The sequence below is a fragment of the Paenibacillus sp. CF095 genome, from assembly GCF_900101225.1.
GTDB lineage: Bacteria > Bacillota > Bacilli > Paenibacillales > Paenibacillaceae > Paenibacillus.
This window is the reverse complement of record NZ_FMZN01000004.1, coordinates 184,238-202,447: the sequence shown is the minus strand read 5'-3', so window position 1 is coordinate 202,447 and position 18,210 is coordinate 184,238. Positions and strand designations below refer to the sequence as shown.

General features: G+C 47.6%; 17 protein-coding genes. 13 read left to right on the top strand and 4 right to left on the bottom strand.

Annotation, left to right across the window (positions count from 1 at the left end):
- Window positions 1-285: 285 nt before the first annotated feature.
- Window positions 286-1,605 (top strand): TrkH family potassium uptake protein, encoded by a 1,320-nt coding sequence (locus BLS69_RS25415; RefSeq protein ID WP_371129102.1) that lies wholly within the window; start codon window positions 286-288, stop codon window positions 1,603-1,605.
- 54 nt (window positions 1,606-1,659) lie between these two features.
- Window positions 1,660-2,331 (top strand): potassium channel family protein, encoded by a 672-nt coding sequence (locus tag BLS69_RS25410; RefSeq protein ID WP_091020848.1) that lies wholly within the window; start codon window positions 1,660-1,662, stop codon window positions 2,329-2,331.
- A 61-nt stretch (window positions 2,332-2,392) separates the two neighbouring features.
- On the opposite strand, the gene BLS69_RS25405 is transcribed toward BLS69_RS25410, so the two are convergent.
- Window positions 2,393-3,316, bottom strand: coding sequence for a LysR family transcriptional regulator (locus BLS69_RS25405; protein ID WP_091037825.1), 924 nt, complete (start codon window positions 3,314-3,316; stop codon window positions 2,393-2,395).
- A 295-nt stretch (window positions 3,317-3,611) separates the two neighbouring features.
- Between BLS69_RS25405 and BLS69_RS25400 the strand changes: the two genes are divergently transcribed.
- The 6 genes from BLS69_RS25400 (at window position 3,612) to BLS69_RS25375 (ending at window position 10,170) form a co-directional block, all read left to right on the top strand.
- Window positions 3,612-4,280: a succinate dehydrogenase cytochrome b558 subunit gene (locus tag BLS69_RS25400; RefSeq protein WP_091037822.1), complete on the top strand. Its 669-nt coding sequence runs from the start codon at window positions 3,612-3,614 to the stop codon at window positions 4,278-4,280.
- Between the two features lie 43 nt (window positions 4,281-4,323).
- Entirely contained in the window at window positions 4,324-6,066 is a 1,743-nt protein-coding gene (gene sdhA, locus BLS69_RS25395; protein WP_036673387.1) for a succinate dehydrogenase flavoprotein subunit, read from the top strand.
- A 598-nt stretch (window positions 6,067-6,664) separates the two neighbouring features.
- Window positions 6,665-7,429 (top strand): succinate dehydrogenase iron-sulfur subunit, encoded by a 765-nt coding sequence (sdhB, locus tag BLS69_RS25390; RefSeq protein WP_036605794.1) that lies wholly within the window; start codon window positions 6,665-6,667, stop codon window positions 7,427-7,429.
- 175 nt (window positions 7,430-7,604) lie between these two features.
- Complete coding sequence (locus tag BLS69_RS25385) at window positions 7,605-8,579, top strand: metallophosphoesterase (protein WP_091037821.1); 975 nt, start codon at window positions 7,605-7,607, stop codon at window positions 8,577-8,579.
- A gap of 57 nt (window positions 8,580-8,636) precedes the next feature.
- Window positions 8,637-9,368 carry a metallophosphoesterase family protein gene (locus tag BLS69_RS25380; protein ID WP_091037819.1) on the top strand — a complete coding sequence of 244 codons (732 nt, stop codon included), beginning with the start codon at window positions 8,637-8,639 and terminating at the stop codon, window positions 9,366-9,368.
- Between the two features lie 169 nt (window positions 9,369-9,537).
- Window positions 9,538-10,170, top strand: coding sequence for a GNAT family N-acetyltransferase (locus BLS69_RS25375; protein WP_091037817.1), 633 nt, complete (start codon window positions 9,538-9,540; stop codon window positions 10,168-10,170).
- Window positions 10,171-10,655: 485 nt separating this feature from the next.
- Here the strand turns inward: BLS69_RS25375 and BLS69_RS25370 are convergent, their stop codons facing one another.
- Window positions 10,656-11,465: a histidinol-phosphatase gene (locus tag BLS69_RS25370; RefSeq protein ID WP_091020855.1), complete on the bottom strand. Its 810-nt coding sequence runs from the start codon at window positions 11,463-11,465 to the stop codon at window positions 10,656-10,658.
- Between the two features lie 30 nt (window positions 11,466-11,495).
- Entirely contained in the window at window positions 11,496-12,398 is a 903-nt protein-coding gene (locus tag BLS69_RS25365) for a LysR family transcriptional regulator (RefSeq protein WP_036605798.1), read from the bottom strand.
- A gap of 456 nt (window positions 12,399-12,854) precedes the next feature.
- Here BLS69_RS25365 and BLS69_RS25360 point away from each other — a divergent pair, with 456 nt between their 5' ends.
- The 5 genes from BLS69_RS25360 (at window position 12,855) to BLS69_RS25340 (ending at window position 17,729) form a co-directional block, all read left to right on the top strand.
- Window positions 12,855-13,313 (top strand): chemotaxis protein CheX, encoded by a 459-nt coding sequence (locus tag BLS69_RS25360; protein ID WP_036605799.1) that lies wholly within the window; start codon window positions 12,855-12,857, stop codon window positions 13,311-13,313.
- Between the two features lie 56 nt (window positions 13,314-13,369).
- Window positions 13,370-14,143 carry an SDR family NAD(P)-dependent oxidoreductase gene (locus BLS69_RS25355; RefSeq protein WP_017692466.1) on the top strand — a complete coding sequence of 258 codons (774 nt, stop codon included), beginning with the start codon at window positions 13,370-13,372 and terminating at the stop codon, window positions 14,141-14,143.
- Window positions 14,144-14,355: 212 nt separating this feature from the next.
- Window positions 14,356-15,729: a DEAD/DEAH box helicase gene (locus BLS69_RS25350; protein ID WP_091037815.1), complete on the top strand. Its 1,374-nt coding sequence runs from the start codon at window positions 14,356-14,358 to the stop codon at window positions 15,727-15,729.
- A 27-nt stretch (window positions 15,730-15,756) separates the two neighbouring features.
- Entirely contained in the window at window positions 15,757-16,509 is a 753-nt protein-coding gene (locus tag BLS69_RS25345; RefSeq protein WP_091037813.1) for an ABC transporter ATP-binding protein, read from the top strand.
- 2 nt (window positions 16,510-16,511) lie between these two features.
- Window positions 16,512-17,729 carry an ABC transporter permease gene (locus tag BLS69_RS25340; RefSeq protein WP_091037811.1) on the top strand — a complete coding sequence of 406 codons (1,218 nt, stop codon included), beginning with the start codon at window positions 16,512-16,514 and terminating at the stop codon, window positions 17,727-17,729.
- A 166-nt stretch (window positions 17,730-17,895) separates the two neighbouring features.
- Here the strand turns inward: BLS69_RS25340 and BLS69_RS32420 are convergent, their stop codons facing one another.
- Window positions 17,896-18,021 (bottom strand): YjcZ family sporulation protein, encoded by a 126-nt coding sequence (locus tag BLS69_RS32420; protein WP_206759599.1) that lies wholly within the window; start codon window positions 18,019-18,021, stop codon window positions 17,896-17,898.
- Window positions 18,022-18,210 lie beyond the last annotated feature (189 nt).

Sequence of the window (18,210 nt, the reverse complement as noted above, 5' to 3'; positions counted from 1 at the left end):
CCCTTTTTGGCTGAATTCGATGCTATTTACACAAAAAACGTTTTGTCTACAAACGTCGCAGCGCTTATAATTTTGAAGCAAATGTGCAATGATTCGCATGTCTTTCGCCCAACAAGGGAACGAATAGAATATATTCCAACTTCATTATATATGTCGTTTTAATCTGAATCATACTTGTTTAACGTTTGGCAACAGCATTTCAAATGAAGAAGGCTCCACGGGTGTGGAGTTATTTTCATTTTAGAAGAGGTGGAAGATACTCAAGTGAAACTGAATGTTCAATGGATGCGATTATCGCCACCCCGTATTCTTGTGTTAGGGTTTGCTGGCATCATATTGGTAGGCACACTGCTATTAATGCTTCCGGCATCCAGCCGTAACGGAGACAGTCTTGCATTTATTGATGCGCTCTTTACAGCAACTTCGGCTGTTTGTGTCACTGGTTTGGTTGTCGTTGATACAGGGACTCATTTCTCGGTGCTGGGTCAGGTTGTAATTGCAATTCTGATTCAGATTGGCGGACTGGGCTTCATGACAATGTCCACATTGGTTGCCATTGCGTTCAAACGGCGGATTTCGCTTAGAGAGCGGTTGATTCTACAGGAAGCGATGAACCAGAGCACGATGGAGGGAATCGTCCGGCTGATTCGTAAAGTTGTGATCTACTCACTCATTATCGAAGGCATATGTGGCACACTGTTTGCCATCCGCTGGTCGTTCGACATGCCAGTCGGACAGGCGATTTATTATGGCTATTGGCATGCGATCTCCATGTTCAACAATGCGGGCTTTGATATGTTTGGCGATTTCCGCAGTCTGACCGGTTATGTGTATGACCCATTGGTTAATTTTACAGCGATGTTCCTGATTGTCTCTGGCGGTATCGGTTTTGTGGTGTTGTCAGACCTGGTGGATTACCGCAAAACGCGGAAGCTGTCTTTGCACTCCAAAGTTGTACTGTTAATGACTGGATTGTTGATTGTTTTTGGTGCACTTGTCATTTTCGTATTTGAATTTAGCAATCCGCGGACACTGGGTGGCCTGAACTGGGGTGGCAAAATTCTCGGTTCATTCTTCCAGTCCGTTACGCCGCGAACGGCAGGAGCCAATACGGTAGATATTGCCGGGCTGAGACAGGCAACACAGTTCTTTATGATCATTCTGATGTTCATTGGTGCTTCGCCAGGTTCTACGGGAGGCGGGATCAAAACAACGACATTTATGATTATGGCTGGCGCGGTCATCGCCATGATGCGTGGACGTGAAGATATCGTATTTTTCCGCTACCGGCTCGTACAGGAACGGATTTTCAAGGCGCTTACTATTACATTGCTGGCGCTCTTGTTCATCATAGCTGTAACGATGGCACTGAGTACCACAGAAGACGCCAGTTTTATGATGATCTTATTTGAAACGACATCAGCCTTTGGTACCGTGGGATTATCGCTTGGACTAACGCTGAAGTTGACTACATTGGGCAAGCTCCTGATCTGTTTTACGATGTTTGCAGGAAGGCTTGGACCGATCACATTAGCGTATGCACTTGGGCAGAAAAAGGGTAAAGAGTTATACAGGTATCCGGAAGGCAAAATGATTATTGGATAAATCAATTTTTAGTGAGTTATGAAAATGATTTGGATAAGGGGTTCGTGAAGAACAATGAAAACACAGCAGTTTGCGGTGATTGGGCTTGGGCGGTTTGGCTCCAGTCTGGCACAGGAATTAATGGAACTCGGCTACGAGGTGCTCGGGATCGATAAAAATGAAGAAGTCGTCGAAGACATGAGTGAATTGGTCACCCATGCCGTTGTAGCTGATGCCACAGATGAGGAAGTGTTGCGCTCTCTGGGTATTCGCAATTTTGATTGTGGTATCGTAGCCATCGGGGATGATATTCAGACGAGCATTCTCACCGCGATTCTGTTAAAAGAGCTGGGCGTCAAGACGGTCGTGGCCAAGGCCATATCCGTCCTTCACGGACGAGCATTGGATAAACTGGGGATTGATCGTGTCGTTTATCCTGAGCGGGATATGGGCATTCGGGTTGCCCATCAGCTGGTTACCCCGAATTTGCTGGATTACATTGAATTATCCAATGATTACAGTATTGTCGAGATGAAGGTTCCCGCCTGTCTGCACAACAAAACCCTTTCGACCCTGAATGCACGTGTACGTTTTGGTTGCAGCATTGTGGCGTTACAGAAAGAAGCCGGGGTCATTATTGCTCCGACAGCACTGGACTCGCTTCAGATGGGGGATATCATGGTCATTATTGGTAATAATGCTGATATCGACCGATTTGAAGAAGAGGTTATCAGCCAAGAGAGCTGATAATTAAGATGAGTTAAATATGGGAGGCCAGGCGTTAGAGCCTGGCTGATTCAGATCAAAGCTAAGGCGTCGTAGTCCTCCTTGAGGGCAATGGCGCCTTTGCTGTAAAGAGCGCAGCCGTCTCCTTGACCCATTGTCTGGAGGTCTCGCTGAGGTCCTCTTTTTCCCCATAGATCATGCAGGTTGTTCTGCGGGTCTGCTGTAGTTGAGGCAAATGAACAGAAACAAGATCATTGTCCGCGAGCAATTGTGGACGAAGATAGGACTTGGGCAATAGAGCAGCAGCTTTGGCGGAAGGCAGAAGTCGGATAATCGCTTCAAAGGAGTCAATTTCCATGCGAATATCCGGCATCACGGCACAGCGCTGGAAGAGGTCGTCCGTTAATTTGCGGTACCAGGTGCCTTTGGAGAACGTGATCATCGGCAGATCCTGCAAATGCTCCATCCCGGCTTCCTTACCGGACAGGGGGTGTGTGAGCGGCACAACCAGCTCCAGGTGATCGTCAAAGAGCGGCACACAGTTAAGCCCCACTTCGCTGATGGAGGAGGCGACAATGCCCACATCGGCTTTTTTGTCACGCACAAACGAGACAATCTCATGTGTTTTACCCGTCAACAGTTTCAGTTCGGCATTTGGATGTTTCTCCATAAAGGCATTGACGAGAGGTGGTAATGTAGTTTGAAGCGTCGTCAGACTGGCTCCGAGTGTAATGGTGCTTTGTTCTTCGTCTTTATACTGGGCAAGCATGGTGAGGAACTTCTGCTGCTGCTGCTTCTGTTCTACCGCGAAGGTATAGGCGAACTGGCCCACACTGGTTAACTCCAGCCGTTTGCCACGGCGGTGAAATAGGGCAACCCCAAGTTCATCCTCCAATTTGGCAATTTTTCGTGAGAGTGCGGGTTGGGACAAGTTCAGTAACTTGGATGCACGGTTCAGGCTGGACTGCTCCACGACCGCTGCAAATGCATTTAACTCCTCAAACATGAACAATAACCTCTTTTCCATGAGTGTGATTCTTGCCCTTGCTTAATCGTTTTCCATGTTGTATAGCCTGTAAACCCAATGTTTCACTGCTTATACCTATAGGGTATAACATTTAATAATTATATTGCAATTCCCTTATAAGAAAAAAAGGAGTAACATGAATCGTGACACAAGTTGTTCACACCTGGGGAAAACGGAACAATTTGTCGAACCTTTTCATGGAAAAGGATTCGTGTCATGATAAGTGAAATCATTTATGAAAACGTTGTATTTAGCGAAAGGGGATCGACATTTTATGAAAGGGTTTTACTCCAGAAAGCTGCACTCCTTGCTTGGCGTCATTCCGCTCAGTTTGTTTTTTGTTGAGCATTTGGTGACGAACTTCTCGGCAGTTGAAGGCGGCAAAGAGGCTTTTGACGGTGCTGTTGCATTCTTGAACAGTCTGCCACTGGTTATTGTTTTGGAAACGCTCCTCATCTGGTTACCGTTGTTCTATCACGGTGTATATGGTCTGTATATTGCTTATCAGGCCAAGCCTAACGTGGGTCGTTATGGCAATGAGCGCAACTGGCGTTACACGTTGCAGCGGGTCAGTGGTGTCATTACGTTTGTATTCGTAATCTGGCATGTATGGGAGACTCGGGTACAGGTTGCGTTGGGTACAGTCACCCACGAAGAACTTGGTGGTGTCATTCATGAGATCGTGATGAACCCGGTAACATTTATTCTATATCTGATCAGTGTGGTTGCGGCATCCTATCACTTTGCCAACGGTCTGTGGTCGTTTCTTGTTAGCTGGGGGATTACCGTGGGTCCGCGTGCGCAGCGTGTGTCCTCTTATGTGTGCATGAGTTTGTTTGGTATTATTTCCATTATGTTTATTGCTTCGTTGTTCGCTTTCCGGAGCATGGATTTCCAAGCAGTAACTTCGATGGTTGATGTAGTAAAAACAGTTCTAATTTAAGCATTTAGCGTATAAATGCTGACTTATAAGGGAGTGAACAGCAATGGCATCAACGAATGTAATTATTGTGGGCGGCGGTCTCGCGGGATTGATGGCGGCGATCAAATCGGCTGAAGCCGGAGTCCATGTTCATTTATTTTCACTGGTTCCTGTTAAACGATCCCACTCTGTATGTGCACAAGGCGGCATCAACGGAGCGGTGAATACCAAGGGTGAGGGTGACTCCCCATGGGTACACTTTGACGATACGGTATACGGCGGTGACTTCCTCGCGAACCAACCTCCTGTTAAAGCGATGTGCGAAGCAGCACCTGGCATCATTCACCTGATGGACCGTATGGGCGTCATGTTCAACCGGACACCGGAAGGTTTGCTTGATTTCCGTCGTTTCGGGGGAACGAAGCATCACCGTACGGCGTTTGCTGGAGCAACAACAGGACAACAATTGCTCTATGCATTAGACGAACAGGTACGTCGCTGGGAAGCAGCGGGCCTGGTTACGAAATATGAGAACTGGGAATTCCTGCAGGCGGTTTTGGATGATGAAGGCGTATGTCGCGGGATCGTAGCTCAGGATCTGAAAACGATGAAGGTACAGACCTTCCCGGCAGAAGCGGTTATTCTGGCGAGCGGTGGTCCAGGGATCATTTTCGGTAAAACGACCAACTCTGTAATTAACACAGGTACAGCGGCAAGTGCGGTGTATCAGCAAGGTGTAAATTACGCCAACGGGGAGTTCATTCAGATTCACCCAACAGCCATTCCAGGGGATGACAAGCTGCGTCTCATGTCTGAATCCGCGCGTGGTGAAGGTGGACGGATCTGGACGTACAAAGATGGAAAACCTTGGTACTTCCTTGAAGAAAAGTATCCATCTTACGGTAACCTTGTTCCACGTGATATCGCGACTCGTGAAATCTTCAGCGTCTGCGTAGATATGGGTCTGGGTGTGAACGGCGAGAACATGGTTTATCTCGATTTGTCGCACAAAGATCCGAAGGAACTGGACGTTAAACTGGGCGGAATCATTGAGATCTATGAGAAGTTCATGGGCGATGACCCGCGTAAAATCCCAATGAAAATCTTCCCGGCAGTCCATTATTCCATGGGCGGTATGTGGGTAGATTATAACCAAATGACTAACATTCCGGGGCTGTTCGCAGCTGGTGAATGTGAATATCAATACCATGGTGCGAACCGTCTGGGTGCAAACTCATTGGTATCTGCGATCTATGGTGGTATGGTGGCTGGACCAAAAGCGGCTGAATATATCAAAGGACTTAAAAAATCATCCGCTGATATCCCATCTTCCGTATTTGAGAAACACACCAAACAACAAAGCGATAAATACGAAGGCATCTTGAAAATGCAGGGCACGGAAAATGCCTATGTCATTCATAAAGAGCTTGGCGAGTGGATGACCGCCAACATGACGGTTGTGCGCTACAACGACAAGCTTGAAGCCACGATTGGCAAGATCAAGGAATTGAAAGAACGTTATGGCAAAATCAACATGTACGACAGCTCCGGTTGGAACAACCCTAGCGCAGCTTTCACTCGCCAACTGTGGAACATGATTGAATTGGCAGAAGCAATGACACTGGGCGCACTGCTGCGTAACGAAAGCCGCGGCGCGCATTACAAACCGGAATTCACGGAACGTAATGACGAAGAGTTCCTGAAAACGACTATCGCGAGCTGGTCGAAAGAAGGCCCGAAAATCTCGTACGAGCCAGTAGACGTATCCCTGATCCCACCACGTATCCGGGATTACTCCAAGGATTAAGAAGTACCACACTATTCATGTAATGAATAGTTAGACACCTGAAGGGAGAGGCAGGAGAACTTTGGAGAAGCAAAGCTTCTTCAAAGTTACTGCCATCAACGTGATGGAGTGAAGGTTCTCAGCAAAGGTACTCTGTGTGCACAAAGCAGCAGAGGAAGCCAAAATACCTGTTCATAAGCAAGCAACGCATTGGCAAAGCTTGCATATCTAAAATTACCGCAATCCAGAATGAATTGGAGTGCAGTTTCCAGCAAAGTGACCCTGCGTGCACGACGTAGCGGAGGAAACAGCAATGTCCAGAAGAAGCAAAGCGCTTAGCGATGCTTCAGCACTTCAATACTGCCCATCCAGCATGAATGGAGTGCAGTTTCCAGCAAAGTGACCCTGCGTGCACGACGTAGCGGAGGAAGCGGAAATGCCCAGAAGAAGCGAAGCGCTCGCCTTTATCACCGGATTTTAACCCTGGGAAGGGTTGATCAAAAAAATCCGGGGATAACAGCGATCAGAGGGGCATTCCGCTGACGAAGCGTCTCCAGTGCACCAAAGCATTTTGCGCATCAGCAATACAATCATCGTCAACAGAGGAGGGGACAACGATATGGCGGAACAAGCTACAGCCAACAAAACCGTCAAGTTTATCATCACCCGTCAGGATAGCCCGGAGTCATCTTCGTACAACGAAGAATTTGAGCTTCCGTACCGTCCCAACATGAATGTGATCAGCGCCCTGATGGAGATTCAGCGGAACCCCGTCAATACAGATGGCAAATCCATTGCTCCCGTGTGCTGGGATTCCAACTGTCTCGAAGAAGTCTGTGGTGCCTGCTCCATGGTCATCAACGGCAAGCCACGTCAAGCATGTGCAGCCCTGATCGACAAGCTCGAACAGCCCGTTCGTATCGAACCGATGAAGACATTCCCGGTAGTTCGTGACTTGGTCATCGACCGTAGCCGGATGTTTAGCGCCCTGAAACGCGTAAAAGCATGGATTCCGATCGATGGTACCTATGACCTTGGTCCAGGTCCACGGATGCCTGAGAAGAAGCGTCAGTGGGCATATGAGCTGTCCAAATGCATGACTTGTGGTGTATGTTTGGAAGCATGCCCGAACGTCAATGAGAAAACAGACTTTATCGGTCCAGCAGCACTGTCTCAAGTGCGCTTGTTCAACGCTCACCCGACAGGGGAGATGAACGCCGACGATCGTCTGGAAGCGTTGATGGAAGATGGAGGCATTGAGGGCTGTGGTAACTCACAGAACTGCGTGCAATCCTGTCCAAAAGGCATTCCACTGACAACCTCCATTGCCGAAATGAACAAACAAACGACCAAGCATATGTTCAAACGCTGGTTGGGTGTATAATCTCGTCATAACATGTGCAGAAGTGTAATCTGCAACTTAGAAGAAGTCGTGATCCCGTGCAGCAACATGCCGGAGATCCCGGCTTCTTTTTGTAATGAAGCAGAGGAACCGGGCTACCCATGCAGAATATGATATACTAAGGGGATGGATTAAGAGCGTAGAAGGAGGGGGAGATATGGCAGAGACACCGCGTCAGGGCAGCAACAACTCGCCGTCCCAGCGCTCGCACAAAGCACCAGGTGCAGAAGAGTCTGTGTTTCCTGGAGAAGAAAAGGATCATGATCCCTCTCGCCGAAGTTTCTTATTGCGCATGGTTTTGATGACAGCGGGTGCCAGTTTGCTCACAGGAGGTTATGCCTGGCTTTGGGAGCCGCGTCGTCTGGAGATCAAGCAAGTGGAGCTGAAACTTCCGAAGTTTCCAAAGGCATTTGACGGCTTGCGTGTCGTTCAGTTCAGCGATGCCCATCTTGGTTTTCATACCGGGGTGAAAGAGCTGAAGAAGCTGGCAGCAACGATTGAGGAGCAGCAACCGGACTTGATTTGTTTTACCGGAGACATCGTCGAGAGGGAAGCAGAGCCGATGCGTGAATGTATTCCGGTACTCGCCTCCATGCAAGCGAAGTATGGCAAATTTGCCGTTTTGGGGAATCATGATTATCGGGGCGGACAGCAGAATGAAGTGACAACCATGTTCCGTGAAGCCGGATTCACTTTGTTACGGAACGAACATGTGGTGATTGAACAAGGGGGCGAACGTCTGGCCATAGCTGGCCTGGATGACGCACTTACAGGCAGGCCTGATCCTGCCCAAGCCATCAAGGGATTGGATCATGATGTGTGGAAATTGTTACTTATGCATGAACCGGATTATGCCGACATTGCCACTCCCTATGGTTTCGGATTACAACTTTCCGGTCATAGCCATGGTGGACAGGTACGTTTTCCCTGGATCGGGGCACTGACAACTCCACGAGGTTCACACAAGTATGTTCAAGGGTTGTATTACACGGATGTCCAGGGGGTATATTACACCACCCAGACACAGATGCCTGTGTATGTGAATCGTGGTTTTGGCATGACTCAACTGCCCATTCGTTTTCTGTGCAGACCAGAATTAACGGTTTTTGAGCTTAAAGGATCAACCACATAAAAGAATATAAGATGAATATAAAACATAAAGGATTCAACATGAATGGAGGTTATCCAGATGGAAAGAATTGCGATTGTATCCGACATTCATGGCAACATGACTGCCTGGGAAGCAGTGTTAGAAGATATCCGAAGTCGTGGCGTGGTGCGAATCTTTTGTCTTGGTGACCTCGTGGGCAAGGGGCCAGAACCGGTAAAGGTTGTGGATCAGGTGAGAGCAACGTGCGAACTTGTTATCCGTGGCAATTGGGATGAACTGGTTGCGGTTAACCAAGACAACGAGAATTTCACGTGGCAAGCAGAACGGCTGGGTGAGGAACGATTGGCGTACTTGGCGGGCCTACCCTTCAGCCATCAATTTCAACTGAGCGGTCGCACCATCCGTCTGGTCCATGCTTCACCTCAAAGTGTATACCATCGTGTACAGCCGTGGGACGCGATAGAAAAGAGGTTGGCAATGTTTGATCCTCCGGCTGATGAGCCTGAGCAAGGTGTTGCAGATGTTGTAGGTTATGGGGATGTGCATAACGCATACTTGCAGTATATGAACGGCAAGTTACTGTTTAATGCAGGCAGTGTTGGTAATCCACTCGATCTTCCCCAGGCTTCCTACTGTATTCTGGAGGGTGAAGACAGCAACGATAACAATACCCCGTTCAATGTTCAATTTGTGCGGGTACCTTATGATATTGAGCGAGAAGTGCAGGTTGCACAGTCGGCGAATGTTCCTGCATTGGATTTCTATATCCGTGAGATTCGTACGGGTATCTATCGCGGGCTGCAGGAGTAGTCAGCATCTGGGCTCTATAGCGTCAGGAATTGGGATGATGCAATATATTAATACTAAAATGCGAATACTAAAGTTCGTGGATCAGTTCAAATGGTATTACGCCGGATCATCATCAGAGCATGCTTGTCTTACCGGACTAGAGCCCGTTTAGGCAAAAGGAGCGATTGTCATGCTTACCCGAAAAATGCTGGTTCAAGGTCTGCCGGCTTTGTGGACAGAGCGTCTTGTCCTGCGATCATTACGTCAAAGTGATTACAGCACATTATCGGAACTTTTTTCCGATCCTCAAGTCATAAGATATGTGAATAGGGGAAGCCAGCCCACGCCAATCAGGGCGAGACGGTTATTGAACCAGATACGGAGCAGCAGCGCCAAGCTGGATTCGTTACATTATGGGATCTGCTGGAGAGGCAAGGAACAAGTGATTGGGATCACCTCATTCCAGCACTGGAATGATCAGAATGGTACCGCACAGATTGGTTACATCCTGAACAGGTCCTGTTGGGGCAGGGGTGTGGCTACCGAGGCGGTACAGCGACTGTTGCAGTTTGGATTTGACGATCTTCATTTGTGGAGGGTGGAGGCACGGTGTTATGAGGCCAATGTATCTTCACAACGGGTGTTAAGCAAAATAGGGATGTCCTATGAGCGGAGTCTTCCCTCCTTCGGACTGCATGATGAGGATGACGAGGAATCAGAATCCCTGATGGATGTTAAAGTGTACAGTATGTACCGGGAACAATACGCCCGCCCTCTTCAGGAAAAATACCTGCAAACCCTGGTATCTGACAAGCCGCAATGACATAGAGTAAGAGTAGTCAAACGTGAATGAATCGAACTTCAATCATTTGTTACACAATTGAAATATAGCTGCAATTGAACTCTAACAGACAGGGGGTAAACTTATCTCATGACCCCCTTTTTGATAATAGATAATGCTGTTGGGACCCGCGCGAGCGGGTTCATTTTTTTTGTCCATATAAGTTAACTGTGGGGGATTTACACTGGCCACTCCGATGACAGAATAACCTTCTGATCGCTGTTATCCCCAGATTTTTTGATTCCCTTTTGAAAAGGGAAAATCCGTTGATAGCGTATGCTTCCGATGTAGCTTTCTTTCAGAAAGCTTTTAGGCGACCGCTTCGTTTCTTCTGGTTATTTCTGTCCTCTCCGTTATCGTGTAAATATGTAGTTTAACTTATATAATATTTTTAATTTAGAATTAAACCTAAACCCCCACAACGTGAACAAGCGCGCTGTGGGGGTTACTATGTGGTCTGATATTTTTTACAGTGGTACAACCTGCATCTGTTTCTGCTTGAAGTATACCCAGTCGGTGAATCCGATCTCCTTGAGACGTGTACGAACGTCATCCAACTCGTCTGCCACCCGCTGCGGTTTATGAGCGTCCGATCCAAATGTCACCTTCACTCCATAATGATGGGCGCGTTCCAGAATGGCATCCGAGGGATACCAGCCACCGCTGAGTTTGGTTTTGCCAGATGTGTTAATTTCAATCGCTACGTTGGATTCTGCAATGACCTGCAAAGTTTCATCAATGGCCTGATCAGCGATAATTTCGGAGAAAGGTGGATAATTTCCTTTCATCGCATCAATGTGTCCAAGAATCTGGAACATACCGCTGCGAGCCGATTCCCGGATTAATGAATAATAACTCTCTTTCACTTCAACTTTGCGAGCATTGCTCAGTCCATTCCACCGGGTTTTGTTGAAGATACTCACATCCTCGGTATGATGAACCGAACCAATAATATAGTCAAAAGGATACTGTCCCAGTGTGGTACGGTACAATTCTGCATAAGCAGGGAAGTAGTCGGATTCAATGCCGAGCAGCACATCGATTTTACCAGCGTACTCTTCTTTCAGAGCAAGGACTTCTTCCACATAATGCTGTAATTCAGACTTGCCCATTGCGATCCGTGGAAATGCCTGCTCAAGCTCACTTCCAAAATATGGCGTATGATCCGAGATACCGATGGCCTGAAGTCCTGCTTTAATACCCGCCTCTATATAATCGCGGATGTTGCCGTCTGCGTGACCACAACGAAAATGATGTGTATGAAGATCAAATTTCATATGGAATCCTTCCTTTCTCATGGCTCATTGTCATTCTGAACTGATGAATTGGGTTTCCGGCATACCTTTGAGGTCACTTATGAATTGCTGCATTGCTGAGTTAAGGTATCGACTGGACTTATAGATGACACCAACAGGGTGACTGACCTCCAGCTCACTTAAGGGTATCATTCGCAATGTACCTTGACGCAACTCATGCGCAACAGATTGTTTGGAAATGACAGCTGCCCCGAGATCAATCTCGACCATCCGTTTCACTTCTTCGCTGCTCGACAACTCCATTACTATATTAGGTTCAATATTATGTTTCTTGAAGATGGTTTCTGTAAACCGTCGGCCTACTGTATCAGGGGATAGCAGAATCAATGGTGTACTCCGGAGCACATCGACTGCAGCATGTTTTTTCTTTGCCAGCGGATGGGAAGGAGATACCACGAGTTCAAATGTGTCATAGTACAGTACAGATGTATTCAGGTTGGGATTACGCTCCGTGAGATAACCGATACCAATATCAACCAGACCATTTTCGACCTGGGTATAGATCTGTGATGACGGAAGGGATTGGATACTGGTTTTGATCAGCGGGAATTGATCTTGGAAATAGGATAACACCCTTGGCAAGATCTGAATAGCAATGGAAGTTGTTGTGCCTAACACGATACGTCCCTGAGGCGTTTCATCGAGATCGGACAATTTTTGTTTCAACTCATCAACGATATCGAGCATCCGTTCAGCGTGCTCCAGAAATACCTGTCCACGGTCTGTCAGGGTAACGGGTTGATTCCGATCCACAAGAACGGTGCTGAATTCGTCCTCCAGACTTTTGATCTGGGCCGAGACGGCAGGCTGGGTCAGGTTCAGAAGTTCTCCCGCTTTGCGGAAGCTCATCGTTTTGGAAATGGTAATTAGTGTCTCCAGTTGGCTTATGTTCATAGGTGACCTCCTTGCAGGCAAAGTATCTTGATTATGTAGTGTTTGGTGCGATGAAATCCCGTAACTGGTTATTGTTCCGTTATCTTAAATTATAGGTGATTCAGGACAGCAGAGCAATGAAGGCAATTGTAAGGATCAAAAGTAGTTCAAGAGACTGTGAAAAAAACGCGAATAAAAGAATTTGATTTTTTTAACAGTTGTGAGAAGCAGTAATAAAGTCCTAAATGCCTTTTGCCACGCACGATGAACGAAAAGCTTTCTTCAAAAGAAGTAAAAAGCTCTGTTTATTCGCTAGAATCAGCTATAAACATTTGCCCCACGGATGACGATAAATTATAGTACACATGGTTTAACGAATTCTTAATGAATTCTTGTACGTGATAAAGTATAATAAATTTAATGAATATGGGACTTTTGGTGTGTGACCAATAACCCAGTGTGAGGGGGACATAGACAGTGAAAGCGGAAGTGATTAATCCTTTCCTGGAATCGGCACGGAACGTATTTGAACAGCTCATCCAGGTTTCGCCTTCCACCGGGAGTCTTGGCGTGAAAAATGTAGAGTACATTGCAGACCATGTCTGGATCGTGATCGGAATGACCGGACAACTTAGCGGAAACATTGTATTTGGAATCAATGAACAAGTTGCATTGAAAATTGTATCTGCGATGATGGGTGGTTTTGTCATTACAGAAATGGATGAAATGAGTAAAAGTGCGATTTCGGAACTGGGTAATATGATCAGTGGTAATGCCAGCACCATCCTGTCAAACCAGGGTGTTGTGGTTGATATTACACCTCCACAAGTGATGAAGTCCGAACATCTGACTACATTTAGTGCAACGAAAGCACTTAGCATTCCTTTGCTGATGGACGGCATTGGTGAGATGGATATTCAGGTCATGATCTCGTAGAATAGAGCCATACGCCTCAAGAGGCAATATGTGTTCAATACGGGAGGACATCACGGATGCTGAAAGATCAGGTAGTGTTTATCACAGGTGCATCGAGTGGTATCGGTGCGCTGTGTGCGCAGATGCTGATAGAAGAAGGAGCCATCCCGATTCTGGCTGCCCGTTCACGGGACAAGCTGGAAGAGATTGGTGCCTCGCTGAAAGGGCCGCATGAATTACTCACGCTAGATGTTACGGATAGTGAGCAGGTTCAGGCAGCTGTGGAGGCGATATTGCATAAATACGGACGAATTGACATTTTGCTGAACAACGCAGGTTACGGGAAATTCGCAGCGATGACAGAGATGTCTGTACAGGAATTCGATGAGATGATGGACGTTAATTACATGGGCATTGTCCGCTGCACCAAAGCAGTGCTTCCACAAATGTTGGAACGGGGCAAAGGTCAGATTGTGAACGTGGCCTCCATGGCTGGCAAAATCGGTACAGCCAAATCCGCTTCCTATACAGCTACAAAACATGCTGTACTCGGATTTAGTAATGCGCTGCGTCAAGAGCTTCGCAAGACTGGCGTCATGGTGACAACGATTAATCCTGGTCCGATTGATACACCATTTTTCCATCGGGCTGACCCATCTGGCAATTATGTGAATAATGTACGTTGGATGATGTTGAAACCGGAAGACGTTGCGGGTCATATGATTCGGGCGATGAAAAAGCGCAAGGAAGAAGTGAATCTGCCAAGACTTGCTTCTGCTGGCATATGGTTGTACCAGCTATTTCCTCGTCTTGCAGATCGATTGTCGCACGGTGTAATGAATCAGAAGTAAATGTGATACGAGGCATCATATACGGAATGAAAGAAAGGCTCCGCCGAGGGGCTTTTCTTTTTTTTGGCGTGTATACATACAATTCTGGAATAAGATTTGGTACACGGGCTTTTTTCGCATATAATGAAAGGTAATGTGATGACAGGCTTCGGTTTTAGTAAGTACAAGCAGGGCTAGCATCAAAATGAATAAAATTAAAAGGATGGACATACATGACGAATCAAACATTTGCTTCAATTGGCGTGGAACAGGATCTGGAGGCCGTTTTGGCGAAACATGGCATAAACGAACCCTCACCTGTACAGGCTCAGACGATCCCGGTTATTTTGGAAGGTCGAGATGTCGTATCCAAATCCCAGACGGGAACAGGAAAAACGCTGGCATATCTGCTGCCACTGTTACAATCCATCAAAATGGATATCAAAGGTACGCAGAAACTCATTATTGCACCTACACAAGAGCTGGCGATGCAGATTGTACGTGAGGCACAGCGCTACGGGGAAGAACGCAAGATCGGCGTATTAGGTCTGATTGGTGGCGCAGCGGCTAAACGTCAGATCGAGAAGCTGCGTGAGCATCCACAATTGGTTGTGGGTACACCGGGACGACTGAAAGAATTGATTACACTCAAAAAACTGAAAATGCACAACGTCTCTACAATTGTTATCGATGAAGCGGACCAAGTGTTCCAACTTGGCGGCGTAAGTGACGTGAACTTTGTACTCAAGAGCGCATTGCGGGATCGTCAGTTGATCTTCCTGTCAGCAACAATTGATGAGAATACGGCCGGACTCGCGAAGCGTGAGATGAAAGAGCCTGTTCAGATCGGAATTGAACCGGATCGAGCTACGGCTGCGGGCCTGGAGCATTATTATTTTGTAGAAGAAAACCGGAACAAAATTGACATGCTGCGTCGTCTGGTCAGACAGTACAATCCGGATCGGGCGATCGTATTTGTGAATGCAACCGAAGATATTGGTGAAGTTGAAGCAAAAATGAATCATTTGGGCTTGTCCGCTGCTGCGCTGTATGGGGATGCTGACAAAGTGACCCGCAGTAACGTATTGTCTGCCTTCCGTAATGGCAAACTTCAGTTGCTGATTGCCAGCGAAGTCGCTGCCAGAGGACTGGATATCGAAGGCTTGCCAATGGTCATTAACTATGACCCTGCCTTTGACTCGGAGCACTATGTTCACCGTGCAGGTCGTACAGGCCGGATGGGACGCTCGGGGATCGTTTTGTCCATTGTGGATGAAACACAGATCTTTATTATGCGTAAATTCGCACGCGAACTCGGAATCGAACTGTCAGAACGTGTACTCTTTGGTGGTAAAGTACTGGAGGCTGATCCGCGTCCGGACACGCGGCCTGAGGGACATTCGTTCTCCAGAAAACCAGGACAATCCAGAGATCGCAAACTAGGTCAGGGCAGCCGCAATGGCGGTACCCGGGCTACAATCTCCAATTCGCGTCCAGCGGGTAACAAACCAACTGGCAATACTGGCCGCACGGAGCGCGATCAGGATCGTAAAAACAAGGGAGCACCCAAGTGGAGTAAAGACAAAACGCCACGCTCCGAAGAATAGAATCTGACGAAAGGGGTGCAGGGATAGATGGAAAATGTTCAAACGCCTGTTCTGCAAATCAGCGGTTTAAGCGGAGGCTATAGTGCCAAACGGCCGGTCCTTCACGGCATCGATCTGGAAGTCGGACGTGGAGAGATGGTCGGACTAATCGGCTTAAACGGTGCTGGCAAAAGTACAACCATGAAACATATCCTCGGCTTGATGACACCTCAACAGGGCGAAGTACGAGTGATGGGCAAGAAGCGGGACGAGGATGCGCAGATCTACCAATCGGCCATGGCATTTGTACCGGAATCACCCGAACTTTATGATGAGATGACGGTGATGGAGCATCTGGAGTTTACGGCAAGAGCGTACAATGTGTCGGAGTCTGATTTCAAACAACGTACGGAGAAACTGCTGGAACTGTTCCGTATGAATGAGAAAAGTACAAGTCTGTCGACTCACCTGTCCAAGGGGATGAGACAAAAGGTCATGATCATGTGTGCTTTTGTGGCAGGACCACCACTGTACATCATTGATGAGCCTTTCCTGGGACTGGACCCGCTGGGTATTCGCTCTTTGCTTGATTTTATGCTGGAGATGAAAGCTTCGGGATCATCCATCCTGCTCAGTTCACACATTCTGTCCACGATTGAAAATTACTGTGACCGTTTTATCGTTCTGCACCGTGGGCAGGTTATTGCTCAAGGGACGCTGAATGAACTGCGCTCCCAATTCGGGGAATCGGATGCCACGCTGGAGCACATGTTCTATTCCCTCGTACAAGGCAGGGATTGAGCATGGATCTCAAGCTGCTATGGAAGCAAAGACGCACAGGATTCTGGAACGGAATTCTTCCTTATCTGGGATATGTAATCCAGAGCGGTGTAGCTATGGTTTTTTTATTTCTCGTCATTGCGTTCTCCGCCTGGTATACATCGTTTGTCCAGAACATTCCGGCGGAATTTCCGATTCGCTGGATTGCATTGTTGCTGCTGGCACCACTGGTGCTGTTTAGCAGTTATCGTACATATCTGCTTCCGGCAGATATCGTGTTCCTGCGACCACAGGAATACCGGATGCAGGAATATTTGAAGAACAGCTTTGCCCGGGGCATTATCTATAAAAGTCTGGGCCTGTTACTTGTGTTTGTTACATTGTGGCCTCTCTATGTTAGAGCAGATCTGGATGCACGGCCATTTGGCTGGTTCATTGTATTCCTGCTGCTGTGGAAAGGGTTGTCCAGTTATGGAGCATGGCAAGAGCTAAGAATGGTACAGGTCGGGGCAGCAAGAGGATATCGTCTCTTGCGTTGGGCTCTGGCAGTGCTGGCGGTTGGCGCATGGCTATGGCAGCCACCGCAGCGGAGCATATGGTTCCTGTTGTTGCTGGCTGTCGTCTACATCGTCGCCTTGCGTATACCAGTGAAACATCGGGTAGCGTGGGAAAGACTGATTCAGGTGGAGCAGGGTCAGGCTGGCAGGGTTATGCGGACGCTTGGCTGGTTTGTGGATGTACCTTCATCCGGACAGAAAGTAAGTTCGCGTCGCTGGCTTAGCAAATGGGGGAGCGGTCTTCCTTGGAATGCAGGGAAAGCTTACCGATATCTGATTACCAAAACGTTTATTCGAACCGAAGTGTTCTCAATCGTGTTACGCCTAGTTGTATTGGGCATGTTACTATCCTGGTGGACAGCAGGCAGCTACTTTGGTGTAGGTGTGTATCTGTTCTTCCTGTTGCTTGCAGGTGTTCAGTTAGGTGCGCTGCGTCGCAGTCATAGTGAGTCGTTCTGGATTATGATCTATCCGATCTCGGGTGAGAGTCGTCGCTCTCAGGTGTTGGGATTCATATTCCATCTACATGCACTGGCTGCGTTGCTCATGTGGTTGCCTATGCTGGCTGCCGGAGCAAGCGGACTGACTGTCACCGGAGTAGCACTTATTTTGGGTATACTGGTGATTGTGATCATGCGGCGTTCGCAAGGTAACAAGTGGTTGAAGGAAGAAGAAGACGAGTAAACAAGAGACCGTACCTTCGTACCTCTCGCCAGCCAAGATGGTGGTTCGAGGTGGAGGGTGACTTCTACTTAAGTTAACAAAGAAGGGTATTCCGGGCTGTGTCCCGGAATACCCTTCTTACTGCTGTAATCAGATCACTTGGTTCTCGCGCAAGTGTGTATTGGTACTAACAGAGGAACGATTTAGTGATAATCACGAGCAAGATGAACAGAACGAGAATGGCACCTGTGTTAGTAAATCCTCCGTAACCGCCGCATCCATAACCGCCTCTTGTATCTTCAACTCCAGACATGGTCATTCCCCTTTCAAGTGGTTGTTTGGCACGCCCTTGCGTACATCGTATATTATGTGCCTTGGGGGTAGGCTGATTGGGCCGATGCCCGGTAAAGCCAGAAATTGACGCTTTTGGGCTGATAAAACACAAAAGAACCCTTCGTATATCCAGAGACATGAAGCGTCGCCGTTATACAAAGGGTTCTTA